Origin of the sequence: Cognatishimia sp. MH4019, assembly GCF_020177595.1 — a bacterium.
Classification (GTDB): Bacteria; Pseudomonadota; Alphaproteobacteria; order Rhodobacterales; family Rhodobacteraceae; genus JAHTBL01.
Genome location: NZ_JAHTBL010000001.1, coordinates 113,782 through 130,065 on the forward strand (window position 1 = coordinate 113,782; position 16,284 = coordinate 130,065).

At 61.2% G+C, this 16,284-nt stretch carries 15 protein-coding genes; 14 read left to right on the forward strand and 1 reads right to left on the reverse strand.

The genetic code is table 11. The features are described 5' to 3' along the window. The first annotated feature begins 4 nt into the window (after positions 1 to 4). The 5 genes from KUW67_RS00515 to murD are packed head-to-tail and all read left to right on the forward strand — an operon-like array spanning position 5 to position 6,069. The gene (locus KUW67_RS00515; RefSeq protein WP_224823311.1) at positions 5 to 1,483 is read left to right on the forward strand and encodes a UDP-N-acetylmuramoyl-L-alanyl-D-glutamate--2,6-diaminopimelate ligase; all 1,479 of its coding nucleotides are present in this window, start codon (positions 5 to 7) and stop codon (positions 1,481 to 1,483) included. Further along, a complete protein-coding gene (gene murF, locus KUW67_RS00520; protein WP_224823312.1) occupies positions 1,480 to 2,925 on the forward strand; it encodes a UDP-N-acetylmuramoyl-tripeptide--D-alanyl-D-alanine ligase in 1,446 nt (481 codons plus the stop codon). Before KUW67_RS00515 ends, murF begins: the two co-directional genes overlap by 4 nt. 4 nt (positions 2,926 to 2,929) lie before the next feature. Continuing rightward, positions 2,930 to 4,012 (forward strand): phospho-N-acetylmuramoyl-pentapeptide-transferase, encoded by a 1,083-nt coding sequence (mraY, locus tag KUW67_RS00525; RefSeq protein ID WP_224823313.1) that lies wholly within the window; start codon positions 2,930 to 2,932, stop codon positions 4,010 to 4,012. 1 nt (position 4,013) lies between these two features. Next, a complete protein-coding gene (locus tag KUW67_RS00530) occupies positions 4,014 to 4,667 on the forward strand; it encodes an SDR family NAD(P)-dependent oxidoreductase (protein ID WP_224823314.1) in 654 nt (217 codons plus the stop codon). Positions 4,668 to 4,671: 4 nt separating this feature from the next. Next, positions 4,672 to 6,069 (forward strand): UDP-N-acetylmuramoyl-L-alanine--D-glutamate ligase, encoded by a 1,398-nt coding sequence (murD, locus tag KUW67_RS00535; RefSeq protein ID WP_224823315.1) that lies wholly within the window; start codon positions 4,672 to 4,674, stop codon positions 6,067 to 6,069. 86 nt (positions 6,070 to 6,155) lie between these two features. Here murD and KUW67_RS00540 read toward each other — a convergent pair whose 3' ends face one another. Beyond that, the gene (locus KUW67_RS00540) at positions 6,156 to 7,349 is read right to left on the reverse strand and encodes an NAD(P)/FAD-dependent oxidoreductase (RefSeq protein ID WP_224823316.1); all 1,194 of its coding nucleotides are present in this window, start codon (positions 7,347 to 7,349) and stop codon (positions 6,156 to 6,158) included. 142 nt (positions 7,350 to 7,491) lie between these two features. Between KUW67_RS00540 and ftsW the strand changes: the two genes are divergently transcribed. From ftsW to KUW67_RS00585, 9 genes are all read left to right on the forward strand, one after another. After that, complete coding sequence (gene ftsW / locus KUW67_RS00545; RefSeq protein WP_224823317.1) at positions 7,492 to 8,658, forward strand: putative lipid II flippase FtsW; 1,167 nt, start codon at positions 7,492 to 7,494, stop codon at positions 8,656 to 8,658. Positions 8,659 to 8,660: 2 nt separating this feature from the next. Next, positions 8,661 to 9,752: a UDP-N-acetylglucosamine--N-acetylmuramyl-(pentapeptide) pyrophosphoryl-undecaprenol N-acetylglucosamine transferase gene (locus KUW67_RS00550; protein WP_224823318.1), complete on the forward strand. Its 1,092-nt coding sequence runs from the start codon at positions 8,661 to 8,663 to the stop codon at positions 9,750 to 9,752. 42 nt (positions 9,753 to 9,794) lie between these two features. After that, a complete protein-coding gene (gene murC, locus KUW67_RS00555; RefSeq protein ID WP_224823795.1) occupies positions 9,795 to 11,192 on the forward strand; it encodes a UDP-N-acetylmuramate--L-alanine ligase in 1,398 nt (465 codons plus the stop codon). A gap of 66 nt (positions 11,193 to 11,258) precedes the next feature. Then, entirely contained in the window at positions 11,259 to 11,513 is a 255-nt protein-coding gene (locus KUW67_RS00560) for a DUF2484 family protein (RefSeq protein WP_224823319.1), read from the forward strand. Continuing rightward, the gene (locus tag KUW67_RS00565) at positions 11,510 to 11,758 is read left to right on the forward strand and encodes a DUF2484 family protein (RefSeq protein WP_224823320.1); all 249 of its coding nucleotides are present in this window, start codon (positions 11,510 to 11,512) and stop codon (positions 11,756 to 11,758) included. Before KUW67_RS00560 ends, KUW67_RS00565 begins: the two co-directional genes overlap by 4 nt. Before the next feature lie 39 nt (positions 11,759 to 11,797). Next, positions 11,798 to 13,453 (forward strand): hypothetical protein, encoded by a 1,656-nt coding sequence (locus KUW67_RS00570; RefSeq protein ID WP_224823321.1) that lies wholly within the window; start codon positions 11,798 to 11,800, stop codon positions 13,451 to 13,453. A 42-nt stretch (positions 13,454 to 13,495) separates the two neighbouring features. Beyond that, positions 13,496 to 14,434, forward strand: a complete 939-nt coding sequence (murB, locus tag KUW67_RS00575; protein ID WP_224823322.1) for a UDP-N-acetylmuramate dehydrogenase — start codon at positions 13,496 to 13,498, stop codon at positions 14,432 to 14,434. Positions 14,435 to 14,487: 53 nt separating this feature from the next. Next, on the forward strand, positions 14,488 to 15,399 hold the full coding sequence (locus tag KUW67_RS00580; RefSeq protein WP_224823323.1) for a D-alanine--D-alanine ligase: 912 nt from the start codon (positions 14,488 to 14,490) through the stop codon (positions 15,397 to 15,399). Then, positions 15,387 to 16,283 (forward strand): cell division protein FtsQ/DivIB, encoded by an 897-nt coding sequence (locus KUW67_RS00585; RefSeq protein WP_224823324.1) that lies wholly within the window; start codon positions 15,387 to 15,389, stop codon positions 16,281 to 16,283. Before KUW67_RS00580 ends, KUW67_RS00585 begins: the two co-directional genes overlap by 13 nt. Position 16,284: the final 1 nt, after the last annotated feature.

The window sequence follows — 16,284 nt, forward strand, 5'->3', positions numbered from 1 at the left end:
GGGCATGGGCAAGACCACATCTTTGACCGAACTGGGGCTGACCGCACAAGCGGGCCGCGACGTGCGGGTCACCGGCCTGACCGTTGATAGCCGCGAGGTGAAGCCGGGTTTCTTGTTCGCAGCCTTGCCGGGGTCCAAGGTCCACGGGGCCGAGTTCATTCAGTATGCGTTGCGCATGGATGCCGGCGCGATCCTGACCGATGCCGAAGGGGCGCAGATTGCGCGCGATGTGCTTGACGGATCAGAGGCCGCATTGGTGATCACCGAAGACCCGCGTCAGGCCCTGGCCGGGGCTGCCGCCCTGTGGTTTGGTCGCCAGCCAGCGCATATGATCGGCGTGACGGGGACCAACGGGAAGACCTCTGTCACCACCTTCACGCGCCAGATCTGGGTTGAGCTGGGCTACGCCGCCGCCAATCTTGGCACGACCGGCATCGAAGGCGCATACACCGCGCCGCTTGCCCACACCACGCCAGAGCCGGTGCTGCTGCATCGCCATCTGGCCGAGATGGCCGAGGCCGGCATCACCCATTGCGCGATGGAGGCGTCGTCCCACGGGCTTGATCAGCGCCGTCTGGACGGTGTGCAACTCATGGCGGCAGGCTTTACGAATTTCAGTCAGGACCATCTGGATTATCACGGCACGTTTGATGCCTATTTCGCGGCTAAGGCGGGGCTTTTCGCGCGCGTTCTGTCTCAGGACGGGATCGCGGTGATCAACATCGACGATCCCAAAGGCGTCGAGATGGCCCGCATCGCCGAAGCCCGTGGCCAACGCTTGATCCGCGTGGGCCGCGCCCCCCGGGCCGAGCTGCGCCTCACCGGCCAGCGCTTTGACGCCACCGGGCAAGAGCTGCTCTTTGAATACGAGGGTGCGCCCAAATCCGTGCGCCTGAATCTGATCGGTGGCTTTCAGGCCGAAAACATCCTGCTGGCTTGCGGTCTTGTCATCGCCTGCGGTGCCGAACCCGCACGTGTTTTTGAGACGCTGCCGCATCTTGGCACGGTCCGGGGCCGGATGCAGCTTGCCGCGACGCGCGACAATGGCGCGACGGTCTTTGTCGATTACGCCCATACGCCCGATGCGGTTGAGACGGCGCTCAAAGCGCTGCGCCCCCATGTGATGGGCCGTCTCATTGCGATTGTTGGCGCGGGCGGCGACCGCGATGCGGGCAAACGCCCCCTGATGGGGCAAGCCGCCGCCAAGAACGCCGACCTTGTGATCGTGACCGACGACAACCCCCGCTCTGAGGACCCTGCCACGATCCGCGCTGCCGTGATGCAAGGCGCGCCGGATGCCACGAATGTCGGCGACCGGGCCGAGGCGATCCTGCGCGGCGTTGATGCTTTGGGCGCGGGCGACGCGTTGCTGATCTGTGGCAAAGGGCACGAAACCGGCCAGACTGTGGGCGATAACGTGTTCCCCTTTGATGACGTCGAACAAGCCAGCGTCGCGGTCGCCGCACTGGACGGCGCGCTATGACCGCGCTTTGGACCGCTGCCGAGGCCGCCGCTGCAACCGGTGGAGAGGCGCGGGGAGACTGGTCTTGCACAGGCGTTTCCATCGACACGCGCACGCTTGAGCCGGGCGATCTTTTTGTTGCCCTGAAAGACGCGCGTGACGGTCATGATTTTGTCGCCCAAGCCTTGGACAAAGGGGCAGGGGCCGCGCTGGTCTCGCGTATCCCTGAAGGCGTGGCAGAGGACGCGCCGCTGTTGATCGTTGAGGACGTGCTGACAGGCCTCGAAGCCTTGGGCCGCGCCGCACGTGCACGCACCAAGGCGCGCGTCGTGGGCGTCACTGGCTCTGTCGGCAAAACCTCTACCAAGGAAATGCTGCGCGATGTGTTGCGCTGCCAAGGGCGCACTCATGCCTCTGTCGCCAGCTATAACAATCATTGGGGCGTTCCGCTGACGCTGGCCCGAATGCCTGCGGACACGGAATTTGCGGTGATCGAAATGGGCATGAGCAATCCCGGCGAGATCGCACCCCTCTCGCAGATGGCCCGCCCCCATGTTGCGATGGTCACCACCGTCGCTGCGGCGCATCTGGAAGCATTTGAGAGTATCGACGGCATTGCGGTCGAAAAAGCCTCCATCATGGCGGGTCTCTTGCCAAATGGGGTGGTTGTGCTGAATGCCGATGTCCCGACCCGCCCGACGCTTGAACATGAAGCCGCCAAATACGGCTTCCCGCCGGTCTGGTTCGGCCAATCCTCGAACCAGTTCACGCTAAAAAGCGTAACACTTCAGGGTGACCGCACCATCGTCCAAGCAAGCTGTCATGGCCAGCCGGTCCTCTTCAAGCTCTCTACCGCAGGTCGCCATTTCGCGATGAACGGGCTTGGTGTGCTCGCCGTGGTCGAAGCGCTGGGCGCAGATATCGCCGTTGCCGCGTTGGACCTTGCCCTTTGGGTGCCGCCCGCCGGTCGTGGCGCGCGCCTGATGCTGCAACTGGACCCGGTTGAGGCCGACGCCACGGTCGAACTGATCGACGACGCTTATAACGCCAACCCGACGTCGATGTTTGCCGCCCTCGAAGTGCTGGCCGCAGCACAGGTCGTCGACAATGTCGGGCGCGTCTCAAAGGGGCGCCGTATCGCCGTGCTGGGCGACATGCTGGAACTGGGCGCAGAAGAGGCGCAAATGCACGCTGCCATGGCCGCCGATCCCAGCCTTGAGGCGGTCAGCAAGGTCCACTGCGTCGGCCCACGCATGCGCGCCATGTATGACGCGCTGCCTGATTTCAAACGGGGCCGCTGGGTGGAAACGGCAGATGAACTGGCCGTCGACGCGCATCGCCTTGTCGACCCCGGAGACGTTATTCTCGTAAAAGGCTCGCTTGGCTCCCGCGTGGGGCGCGTTGTTGACGCACTCAAGAAATTGGGGCATCCGGTGGAGCAACCACAAGACCGAGGGGCCTGAAGGCATGTTATATTGGTTAACCGCGCTGTCGGACGGAGGCGATTTCTTCAACCTCTTCCGCTATATCTCCTTCCGCGCGGGCGGGGCGTTTCTGACAGCGCTCGTCTTTGGCTTCATATTCGGTCGCCCGTTGATCAACGTGCTGCGCAAGAAGCAGGGCAAGGGCCAACCGATCCGCGATGACGGCCCCGAAGGCCATATCGCCAAGGCTGGCACGCCCACAATGGGCGGGCTCTTGATCGTCGGCGCGCTGCTGACCTCGACCCTGCTGTGGGCGCGGCTTGATAATCCTTTCGTGTGGCTTGTTTTGTTCGTGACAATGTCCTTCGCGGCCATCGGGTTTGCCGATGATTACGCCAAAGTGTCCAAGCAGAACACCGCTGGCGTGCCGGGCAAGGTCCGTCTTGGCTTGGGCTTTTTGATCGCCGCCATCGCAGGCTATTGGGCCGCGCAATACCACCCGGAAGAGTTGGTCAACCAGCTCGCTTTACCGTTCTTCAAAGATGTCTTGCTGAACCTTGGGCTGCTCTTCATCCCGTTCTCAATCATCGTGATCGTTGGGGCTGCAAACGCGGTCAATCTGACCGACGGCCTCGACGGTTTGGCGATCATGCCCGTGATGATTGCCGCGGGCACGCTTGGTGTGATCGCCTACGCCGTCGGTCGCGTCGACTTCACCGAATATCTTGACGTGCATTACGTCCCCGGCACCGGCGAGATCCTTGTCTTCTGCGCAGGTATTTTCGGCGGAGGGCTTGGCTTCTTATGGTATAACGCCCCCCCCGCCGCCGTCTTCATGGGCGACACTGGATCGCTGGCTTTGGGCGGCGCGCTGGGCGCAATCGCGGTGGCCACCAAGCACGAGATCGTGCTGGCTATTGTTGGTGGCCTCTTCGTGCTAGAAGCGCTGAGCGTCATCATTCAGGTGCTCTACTTCAAGCGCACGGGCAAGCGCGTGTTCCTGATGGCGCCAATCCACCACCACTACGAAAAGAAGGGCTGGGCCGAGCCGCAGATCGTGATCCGCTTCTGGATCATCTCGCTGATCCTCGCCATGATCGGTCTGGCCACCTTGAAAGTGCGCTAGCATGAAAACCGCGCTCATCACTGGCGGCAATCGCGGTATCGGACGGGCGATCGCCGAAGGGCTCGCCTCTGATCACCGCGTGGTCATCGGAGTGCGCGACCCTGAAGCGGGGCAAACCGCAGCGCGCGAAATGGGATGCGAGGCTGTCCCCCTCGATCTGACCCAACCCGAGAGTTTCGAGCTGGCTTTGGCCGAGATTGGTGGCGTCGATGTCCTGGTCAACAACGCAGGCGTTTTGATCGACAGCAACCTGATCAACGATCCTGAGGGGTTTGAAACCTCGATGCAGGTCATGGTGCGCGCGCCATACCATCTGATCCGGCTCTGCATGCCGCATATGGCGCAGCAAGGCTGGGGGCGGATCGTTAATCTATCGTCGGGCTGGGGCGCATTTGCCGAAGGTCTGGAAGGGCCGGGGGCGTATGGTCTGGCCAAAGCCGCGCTCAATGCGCTGACCCATGCGCTGCCACGCGATCTGCCCGAAGGTATCAAGGTGAATGCCATGTGTCCGGGTTGGGTGGCCACGCGCATGGGTGGCTCTTCAGCGCCGCTGACACCCGAACAAGGCGCGGACACCGCGCTCTGGTTGGCGCGTTTGCCCGATGATGGGCCCACAGGTGGGTTCTTCCGCCGCCGCGCACCGATCCCGTGGTAGGCCCGTGATCCCCGTTCAAGGATATGACGGTCGCCGCGTTGCCGTCCTCGGGCTGGGCCGCTCTGGTCTGGCCGCCGCCCACGCCTTGCGCGCCGGCGGAGCCGAACCGCTTTTGTGGGATGACAGCGCGCCTGCCCGCGAGAAAGCCGAAGGGGAGGGCTTCACCCTCCATGATCTGCGCAAGCAAGGCGCGTTCGAGGATGTCGCGGCGCTGATCATCTCTCCCGGCATCCCGCATCTGTATCCGACCCCCAACAAGGTGATTGCTGCGGCCTATGAGGCAGGCGTTCCGGTCGACAATGATATCGGGCTCTTCTTCCGCTCTTTTGCGACCGAAGAATGGACCGGCTTTGACACCACGCCGCGTGTGATCGCCGTAACGGGCAGCAATGGTAAATCCACCACCTCGGCCTTGATCCATCACATCCTGTCCGAGGCGGGACGCCCGACCCAACTGGCTGGAAATATCGGGCGGGGCGTTCTGGATATCGAACCGGCCCATGATGGCGAAGTGATCGTGCTCGAGCTGTCCAGCTATCAAACCGAAATCGCCCGCGCGCTGACGCCTGATATTGCCGTCTTTACCAATCTGTCGCCCGATCATCTGGATCGTCACGCCGGGATGGGTGGCTATTTTGCAGCCAAGCGGCGGCTCTTTTCCGAAGGTGGCCCGGACCGCGCTGTGATCGGTGTGGATGAAGTCGAAGGGCGTTACATTGCGAACCAACTGGCCGAAGGACCCGGCGATGATCGGGTGATTGCGGTCTCGGTAGAGCGCAAACTGACCGGGCCTGGCTGGCAGGTCTTTGCGCGCAAAGGGTTCCTGTCGGAATACCGCAAGGGGCGGCAGACCGGCGCGATTGATCTGCGTGGCATCGCTGGATTGCCGGGCGCGCATAACCACCAGAACGCCTGTTCCGCCTATGCCGCGTGCCGCGCGCTGGGCTTGGGGCCGAAGGTCATCGAGGCCGCATTTCACAGTTTCAAAGGCTTGCCGCATCGCTCCCAACAGGTCGCTGAGCGGGACGGCGTGCGTTTTGTCAACGACAGCAAAGCCACGAATGTGGACAGCGCGGTCAAGGCGCTTGCCGCGTTCGAAAACATCCGCTGGATTTGCGGCGGTCTGGAGAAAGAAGGCGGCTTGTCGGGGTTGAGCGAAGGCTTTGCCCAAGTGCGCAAGGCTTATGTGATCGGACGCGAGGCAGAAGCCTTTGCCCGTCAGCTTGACGGGATCGAGGCAGTTGTGTGCGAAACGATGGAACGGGCTGTCGCCGAGGCCGCACAGGACGCAGAACGGGGCGACACAATATTGCTGGCTCCCGCTGCGGCGAGCTTTGATCAATATGACAGTTTCGAGACGCGAGGCGAGGATTTCATCCGTCTGGTCCGCGCACTGGACTAGACACAGGGAAAGCTTCTGAAAAAGAGTTTTGTAAAAACTCTTTAGCCTCCGGCGGGGATATTTTGAAAAAGCGAAACGAGGCGCGCTTAGGCGGGGCGCTGTTGGATCGCCTGGCCTGCTGCCCAGCCTGATGACCAGGCCCATTGGAAGTTATAGCCGCCCAGCCAACCCGTCACGTCGACCACTTCGCCAATAAAGTAGAGGCCGGGGATGTCTTTCGCCTGCATCGTTTTTGATGACAGCGCGTCGGTGTTCACACCGCCCAGGGTAACCTCGGCTGTGCGGTAGCCTTCGGAGCCGTTGGGTTTCAGTGACCAGCCCGTGATCGTCGCGGCCAGATGATCCAGCGCGGTATCCGCCAGATCCGCGATATTGCCTGAGAGCCCCGAGATGCCAGCCAGATGTTGCGCCAACCGTGCGGGCAGCAGATCGCCCAGCACGGTGCTGACTTGGCGGCGGCCATTTTCCTGACGTTTGGCTTTGAGCGTGGTTTTGACGTCCATTTCCGGTGCGAGATTGACTGTTACCGCGTCACCTTCGCGCCAATAGCTTGAGATTTGCAGGATCGACGGACCAGAGAGCCCGCGATGGGTCATCAGCAGACCTTCCTCAAAGCTGGTCCCATTACAGCTGACCCGCGCCGGGGCAGAAAGCCCTGCGAGCGGTTTGAGATCAGCCATGATGTCTTCGCCAAAGGTCAGCGGCACAAGGGCAGGGCGCGTCTCGATCAAGGGTAGGCCGAACTGTCTGGCGATCTGGTAGCCAAATCCGGTCGCACCCATTTTCGGGATTGATTTGCCACCCGTCGCGATCACCACGTTTGCGCAGTTCAGCGTCTCGCGCGTGCCATCCTGCTCAATTTCAACCGAAAACCCGCTTTCGGTCTTTGCGACCGACAGCACCGAGGTGCGCAGCCGCAGCTCAGCCCCGACCTTCTCCATCTCCGCCAGCAGAAGCGCGATGATGTCCTTGGCCGAGCTGTCACAAAAGAGCTGACCCAGCGTCTTTTCGTGATAGGCAATCCCGTGCTGCGCCACCAGATCAATGAAATCCCATTGGGTATAGCGGCTCAGCGCGGATTTGCAGAAATGCGGGTTCTGGCTGAGGAAGTTCTCAGGGGCGGCATACATATTCGTGAAATTGCAGCGTCCCCCGCCCGAGATGCGGATCTTTTCGCCGGGCGCTTTGGCATGATCAATCACCAGAACGCCCGGACCTGCATGGGCTGCACACATCATGCCTGCGGCTCCTGCGCCCAATATGATCGTCTGATATGCCATGACCGCCTTTTGAGGATCGCGCGCGAAGGCGTCAATCCGCAAACGCGGCGCAGTTTTCCTAGCCAAATCGGAGCTGCCTTGATAAACTCACTTCCAGACCCCGCAAAGGGGCGTGATTGAGGCAAGTTGGCGGTATTTATCCATGACTGAGATGGTCTATGGCTCTCTCCCATCGCGGGACGGCGAGCCCATTCTTCCCAAATGGTGGCGCACAATTGATCGTTGGACATTGTCCGCGATCCTGGGGCTGTTTTGCATCGGTTTGATGCTGGGCTTTGCAGCCTCCCCGCCGCTGGCGGCCAAGAACGGGTTTGAGCCGTTTCACTATGTGATCCGGCAGACGGTGTTTGGCGGCATGGCGCTGGTGGTGCTGTTGCTGACGTCGATGATGTCGCCGGCGGTGGTGCGCCGATTGGCCGTTCTGGGCTTTATCGTTGCCTTTGCCGCATTGGCCTTTTTGCCGGTCTTCGGAACGGATTTCGGAAAAGGCGCTGTGCGCTGGTATTCGCTGGGATTTGCGTCGATCCAACCCTCTGAATTCCTGAAACCCGGTTTCGTCGTGATGGCCGCATGGATGCTGGCCGCAAGCCAGGAAATCAACGGCCCACCGGGTAAGACCTTGTCGTTCGCGCTGACGATTATCATCGTGTTCCTTCTGGCGATGCAGCCTGACTTTGGCCAGGCTTGCCTGATCCTGTTCGCGTGGGGTGTGATGTATTTCGTTGCGGGCGCGCCGATGGTTTTGTTGCTGGGTATGGCGGGAATGGTGCTGTTCGCAGGCACCATCGCCTATTCCAATTCCGAACACTTCGCGCGCCGCATTGACGGTTTCCTGTCGCCGGATGTCGATCCGACGACGCAGCTTGGCTACGCCACCAACGCGATCCGCGAAGGTGGTTTCTTTGGCGTGGGCGTGGGGGAGGGCCAGGTGAAGTGGTCCCTTCCTGACGCGCATACCGACTTCATCATCGCCGTCGCCGCCGAGGAATACGGCATGATCCTGGTCGGCATCATCATCGCGCTTTATGCCACGGTGGTCGTGCGCTCGCTGATGCGCCTGATGAAAGAGCGGGACCCGTTCATCCGCCTTGCAGGCACTGGCCTTGTTTGTGTCTTTGGCATTCAGGCGATGATTAACATGGGCGTCGCCGTGCGCCTTCTGCCCGCCAAGGGCATGACCCTGCCCTTTGTCAGCTACGGCGGGTCTTCGCTTATCGCAGGGGGGATCGCGGTTGGCATGTTGCTGGCCTTTACGCGTAAAAGACCCCAAGGCGAAATCGGAGATATTCTCCTCAGACGAGGCAGGTAAACATGAGCAACGCACCGCTTTTGGTGATCGCCGCAGGAGGCACGGGCGGGCATATGTTCCCCGCTCAGGCCCTGGCCGAGGCGATGCTGCGCAAGGGCTGGCGCGTCAAGCTCAGCACCGATGCGCGCGGCGCGCGCTATACGGGCGGCTTTCCCCATGTGGTCGAGATTGAACAGCTTGCCAGCGCCACCTTCGCGCGTGGCGGGCTGCTGGCCAAGGCACTGGTGCCTTTCCGAATTGCGAGCGGTGTGATCGGAGCAACGCTCAGGATGATGCGTGACAAGCCTGCCGTCGTCGTTGGTTTTGGCGGTTATCCAGCCATCCCTGCCATGGGCGCCGCCACGCTGCTGCGCCTGCCGCGCATGATCCATGAACAAAACGGCGTGCTGGGCCGCGTGAACCAGCTTTTCGCCAAGCGCGTGGACCGCGTCGCATGTGGCACTTGGCCGACCGAACTGCCGGACGGGATCGAAGGCGTTCCCGTCGGCAACCCTGTGCGCGCCGCCGTGATGGAGCGTGCTGGGGCCGCCTACATTCCCCCCGGCGATTACCCGATGTCGATCCTGGTGATGGGTGGCTCTCAAGGGGCCACGATCCTGTCGGATGTCGTGCCGCCCGCGATTGCTGCCCTTCCCATGGAGATGCTGAAAAACATCCGCGTCAGTCATCAGGCCCGTGACAGCGACCATGAGCGTGTCGTCGAGTTCTACGCCCAGAACGGTATCACCGCCGAGGTCGCGCCGTTTTTCACCGACATCCCCACGCGCATGTCCGAAGCCCAGCTTGTTATCAGTCGGGCAGGGGCCTCGTCGGTCGCCGATATCAGCGTGATTGGCCGTCCGTCGATCCTGATCCCGCTCGCTGCCGCCATCCGGGACGAGCAAACCGCAAACGCGCGCGGATTGGTCGATGCCAATGCCGCGATCCTCATTCCAGAGAGCGCGCTGACCGTCCACAGTTTGGCCCAACAGATCGAAGCGGTCTTGTCGGACGAACATGCCGCCTTGCAAATGGCGCTTGCGGCGTTAGGAACGGGCCGCCCGGACGCGACCGACCGACTCGTCGCCATGGTCGAGGATTTACAGAGCGCCTAAGCGCCGAAAACAAGGAGCAGCACGATGGACGGAGACCCCAGAATGAACGCAGCGACGAAACTTCCCGGCGACGTGGGGCCGATCCATTTCGTGGGCATCGGCGGCATCGGCATGTCGGGCATCGCCGAAGTGTTGCTGAACCACGGCTATACGGTGCAGGGGTCTGACCTGAAGGCGTCCAAGATCACCGACCGCTTGAAAAAGCTGGGGGCTGTGGTGTTCGAAGGACAACGCGCCGAGAACCTTGAAGGGGCTGAGGTGGTGGTGATTTCATCGGCCATCAAACCCGGCAATCCTGAGCTGGACGAGGCCCGCCGCCTTGGCCTGCCCGTCGTGCGCCGTGCCGAAATGCTGGCCGAATTGATGCGCCTGAAATCCAACATCGCCATCGCGGGCACTCACGGCAAGACGACCACCACCACGATGATGGCCGAGCTTCTGGTCGCCGGTGATCTGGACCCCACCGTCGTCAATGGCGGTATCATCCACGCTTATGGCTCCAACGCGCGGATGGGGCAGGGCGAATGGATGGTCGTGGAAGCCGACGAATCCGACGGCACCTTTAACCGCCTGCCTGCGACCATCGCCATCGTTACCAATATCGACCCCGAGCATATGGAGCATTGGGGTGATTTCGACACCCTGCGTCAGGGGTTCCTCGATTTCGTCTCCAACATCCCGTTCTACGGTCTGGCCGTCTGCTGCACCGACCATGCCGAGGTGCAATCGCTGGTCGGCAAGATCACCGACCGTCGCGTCGTGACCTATGGCTTCAACGCCCAAGCCGATGTGCGCGCGATGAACCTGACCTATAAAGGCGGTGTGGCGCATTTCGACATCGCCCTGCAGGCCGAGGATATCGTGATCGAAGATTGCAGCCTCCCTATGCCCGGTGATCACAACGTGTCCAACGCGTTGGCCGCCGTCGCCGTCGCCCGCCATCTGGGCATGAAAGCCGAGGAAATTCGCGCAGCCTTGGCCTCGTTCGGAGGCGTCAACCGCCGCTTCACCAAGGTCGGCGATGTGAACGGTGTCACCATCATCGACGATTACGGCCACCACCCCGTGGAAATCACCGCAGTCCTCAAAGCCGCCCGCCAAGCCACCGAAGGCCGCGTCATCGCGGTGCACCAACCCCACCGCTACTCGCGCCTGCACGATCTCTTCGAAGACTTCTGCGCCTGTTTCAACGATGCCGATGTGGTGGCCATTGCCGAGGTTTTCTCGGCTGGCGAAGACCCCATCGAAGGCGCCTCCCGCGATGATCTGGTCGCAGGCCTGATCCGCCACGGCCACCGCCACGCCCGCGCGATTGTCTCTGAGGATGATCTGGAGCGCCTCGTGCGCGAACAGGCCCGCCCGGGGGACATGGTCGTCTGCCTTGGCGCGGGCACAATCAGCACATGGGCCAACGGCCTGCCGGAGCGTCTGTCCAAGTGAAGAATTTTCAGAAAATTCTGCCTAGAAAATTCTGAATTTTCTGACCCCGACATGTAAGGCGCGCCCATGAGCCTCTCCCTCATCCTCGCCGCCCTCTGGGTGCTGGCCGCGACCGTCGTCGCCATGCTGCCCATGAAGCACCAGTACGCCCCCGGCGTGATCCTGCTGATCGCCGCCCCCTTCGGCATCGCCTTTATCGGCGCGCAACACGGCTGGCTCATCGCCGCCCTCGGCACAACCGCCTTCATCTCAATGTTCCGCAACCCCCTGCGCTACCTCTATAAACGCGCAAAAGGCGAACACCCCGAGATCCCCAAATGACGTACAGCCTCATCGCCGCCTGCCTCTGGCTCCTCATCGCCAACATCGCCGCGATGATCCCCAGCAAAGACAACCACTGGTCTCGCGCCTACGCCTTGATCGCCGTCGGCTTCCCGATCGTCGGCTGGGTCTGGTGGGAGGCTGGTATTTGGTGGGCTTTGGGTGTGCTGATCGCCGGAGGCTGGCTGCTGAAATGGCCGGTGATTTATGCGTGGCGGTGGGTGAAACGGACGTTGGGGCGGTAGTGGGTTGTTGGCCCGCTGATTGCGATGCAAAGTGCAGATATGGTTGAGATTAGCGAAATTGTTGATGAAGAGAGCCTTCTTCATTGGTTAATTGAGCATCCGAAAGACGCGTCGATCTTAATAGCGCTGCGTTCTGCACTTCGCTCTTTGCCTGTATTTTGGGCTTGGATCTTCGCATCAAACTTACAAGAGAAAGATCCGCTATCGTTGCGGGTGCTGCGGTCTGCGCTCGCTTCGGCGGTTTTTGCAGCATCTCCTGAAAACACATCGATCAAGAACCGAGCCTTTGAAGCCTCGAAGGAGGCAGGGCGGTTTATGATTGGTGGTGCCTTTTCCCGCGGTGATGAAGGAGCGGTCCTTGCTCTTGCCGCGCAGCACGCAGGCGCTGCTCGTTCCGCGGTTTGTTCGGCTTACAGTGTTTTCCAAGACCCCACAGCGGAAGGTGATCCGTTTGTTATTCAGGTTAGTGCAGCTTTGACCATCAGATCTTTCTCTGAAGCTACGGCGCTGAACGTTTGGAAAGCAGTTCGATTTGATTGCACGGTCCATAAAGGAGGGAATGGCTTTGCGGCACCTCTCTGGCCAATGTTTCAAGACCCATTGCATTGGTTAGACCTTAAGAAACGTCTGCTTGAAGACAGCCAAGTTGATTGGTCATTCTGGGTAGACTGGTATGATGAACTGATGCATGGCAAGGTTCGTTCCAATAGCGAATGGGAGATGCTGAAAGAGATCGTGTTGATCGACAACGAGGACTGGGAACAAGGCCCCGCGCATATCAACCCGATGATTGCGGAAATTGTTGAGCGGTATGCAACGAAGACGCAATCCTCAGGTTCAATCACCCCGCAAGAACTTCTGACCGCTGCGCTTTTCGACTTCTCCTATGACTCGCTCGAGAATGTCATGCGGGCCATACCAATGCCTGATGATTGGAAACATCTGGATGACGAGGAAGCTCTCAAACGGTTCCTAGGGGACGCTGAGGAAGTTGAAGACAGCCTTAAGACTCTGAGCCGCGCTTTAGAGGCAGAAGGCGGTGCTCTTCAAGGTGCCGGGGGCGTGCGTACCTATCTTGACGAGATATGCTCGGAACTTGCGCGCGCCGAAGACAAAGGCACTTTGCGGGTTGGTAAGCTGCTTGAGTATGGCAGGTTTGTTGAGGCCGCCGCACGCCGTGATGATATCGAAAGAGAGTTTGGCGTTCTGCATGAGCCGCTGAACTCGATTTCAAAGGACCTTCAAGAACTCATCCGCTCTCATTTCGCGAATACGCTTGCGCGCTTTGCGGTTCTGAGGGAGCTGCGAATGGAAGATGCTGCCGACCCATGGGACGTGTTGCGCGATTTCCGAATACTCGTGGATCGCGTCCGATCTGGTGACGAAGGGCAACTTCCAGCCTTAGTGCGCGAGGACGTTGCCGTTCTGGACGATGTGCTAGATGGCATCGACCGGCTGACGCGCGACATTGACGGGGCAGCTAGTGACGAGGCGAAAGACAGTCTGAAGCGCGAACGAGACTTTCAGATGGCGAAGGTCGGTGCGACCGTTCAGACATATAAGGATCAAGCAGTTCAAGTGAGCGGGAAGGCCGCTGATGCTGCGGATACGACCTTGAAGGCCGTGAAACGCTTCGATGGGCTGTCTGATTTGGCGAGACGGATTTGGGATGGTGTGACTGGCGGTGGCGCGTAATCTCCCTTGATCCAACTCGATCCCCAAACTACCACCCACCTCATGACCACTCTCTCAACCCCACGCGGCATGCTCACGCCGAACCGTCCGCTCAAGGACCTCACTTGGCTCCGTGTTGGTGGCCCTGCGGATTACCTGTTCCAGCCAGCGGACGTTAAGGAGCTCAAGGACTTCCTCAAAGCGCTGCCCGCCGACACCAAGGTTTTCCCCATGGGCGTGGGCTCGAACCTGATCGTCCGCGATGGCGGCATCCGCGCGGTCGTGATCCGGATGGGGCGGGGTTTCAACGGCATTGAAATCAACGACAACGAAGTCACCGCAGGCGTCGCGGCCCTCGACGCCCATGTGGCGCGCAAGGCCGCCGACCAAGGCCTCGACCTGACGTTCCTGCGCACCATTCCCGGGGCCATCGGCGGAGCCATAAGGATGAACGCGGGGTGCTATGGTTCCTATGTGGCGGATGTGTTCCAGTCGGCTCAAGCGATCACACGCGACGGCGAAGAGGTGACACTGACCGCAAAAGACCTCAACTTTGCCTACCGCCAAAGCGATCTGCCCGAGGGCTGGGTCCTCACCCAAGCGACCTTCCGCGCACCCAGGGGCGACCCTGATGCCCTGCACGCCCGCATGGAAGCCCAGCTGAAAAAGCGCGACGAAACCCAGCCCACAAAAGACCGCACCGCAGGCTCCACCTTCCGCAACCCCGCCGGATTTTCCTCGACCGGCCAAGCAGATGACAGTCACGAGCTGAAAGCGTGGAAGGTGATCGACAACGCCGGACTGCGTGGTGCAACCCTTGGCGGCGCGCAGATGTCGCCCAAGCATCCCAACTTTCTTGTCAACACCGGCACGGCGACAGCGGCCGATCTGGAAAACCTTGGCGAGCACGTACGCAAAAGGGTTTACGAAACCAGTGGGATAGAGCTACAGTGGGAAATTATGAGGGTCGGTGAACCGACCCCGACAGGCACGAACGAATAAACAAGAAACGGGTCGCACAAGACGACCTGCGGTAAAACTGAGGCGCACACGGGATGTCGAGCAGGACACCCCCGAAAGTGGCGGTATTGATGGGCGGACCTTCGGCTGAGCGCGAAGTGTCTTTGTCCACCGGGCGTGAATGCGCCGCCGCTTTACGGGACGAAGGATTCACTGTGATCGAGCTGGACGCGGGTCCGGACCTGATGACGCGTCTTTCGGACGCGGCCCCTGACGTTGTGTTCAACGCGTTGCATGGCCGCTGGGGCGAGGACGGCTGCGTGCAGGGCCTCCTTGAGTGGCTGCAAATCCCCTACACCCATTCCGGTGTGCTGGCCTCGGCGCTCGCGATGGACAAGCAGCGCTCCAAGGATGTCTATAAAACCCACGGTCTGCCCGTTGTGGAGAGCGTGATTGCGCTCGCCAAAGACGTCCAAGCCGCCCATGTCATGCCGCCGCCCTATGTAGTGAAGCCCAATAACGAAGGCTCCAGCGTCGGCGTCTATCTGGTACACGAGGACGACCAGCCCCCACGCCTGAACGCTGAAATGCCGGACGCGGTCATGGTCGAAGCCTTCGCGCCGGGTCGCGAACTCACCACCACGGTCATTGGCGACCGCCCCCTGACCGTCACGGATATCGTAACCGACGGCTGGTATGACTACGCCGCCAAATATGAAGAGGGCGGGTCGCACCACGTTGTCCCCGCCGACATCCCGCAAGACATCTTCGACGCCTGCATGGACTATGCTGTCCGCGCCCATAACGCGCTGGGCTGCCGCGGCGTGTCGCGCACCGATTTCCGCTGGGACGAAAGCAAAGGTCTCAAGGGCCTGATCCTGCTGGAGACCAACACGCAACCCGGAATGACGCCCACATCGCTCACCCCTGAGCAGGCGCAGAAAACCGGAATGTCTTTCGGCAAGCTCTGCCGCTGGATGGTTGAGGACGCGTCATGCAACCGATGACCGCCAGCCGTCCTGCCGCGCCCCGCCGCGATCCCGCACCGTCCCGTTGGGCCTATAGGATGCACCGGCTCTGGCTGACACCGCTCTTCCGCGCGCTGCTCCGCGTGGGGGTCCCGGCCTTTCTGCTCGTTTTCACCGCCGGTGCCTATTTCGCCAACCCCGACAACCGCGAAAAGGCGGGCCTGATGGTGGCCGATCTGCGCAACCAGATCGAAACGCGCCCCGAATTCATGGTTAAACTGATGGCCATCGACGGCGCGTCCGAGCCGCTCGCCGAAGACATTCGCCGCGTCTTCCCGGTGGAATTCCCGATCTCTTCCTTCGATCTGGATCTGGCGCAAATGCAGCGCGATATTGAAGAGCTTGCCGCTGTGGAAGACGCCGCCGTGCGCATCAAGCCCGGCGGCGTTCTGGAGTTGCAGATCACCGAACGTATCCCCGCCATCGTCTGGCGCTCCCCCGAAGGCGTCAAGCTGCTGGACCGTGAAGGCTATGTCGTCGCCGACATTCCCGCCCGTCTCAGCCGCCCTGACCTGCCGCTGATTTCCGGCGAAGGCGCTGCCGACCACGCCACCGAAGCGCTTGAACTCCTCGCCGTCTCCGCCCCCATCGCTGACCGCATCCGCGGTCTGGTGCGCATGGGCGAGCGCCGCTGGGACGTGGCCCTTGATCGCGACCAACGCATCCTGTTGCCCGAAGAGGGCGCCGTGGCCGCGTTGGAGCGTGTGATCGTTCTGGATCACGCCAAAGACATGTTGGCCCGCGACCTTGCGGTCGTGGACATCCGAAATGCCAGCCGGCCAACGATCCGGCTGAATACAACAGCAGTCGAAGAACTGCGTCGCATACGCGACATCCAGACCGGGCAAAATGGGGCAGAATAGA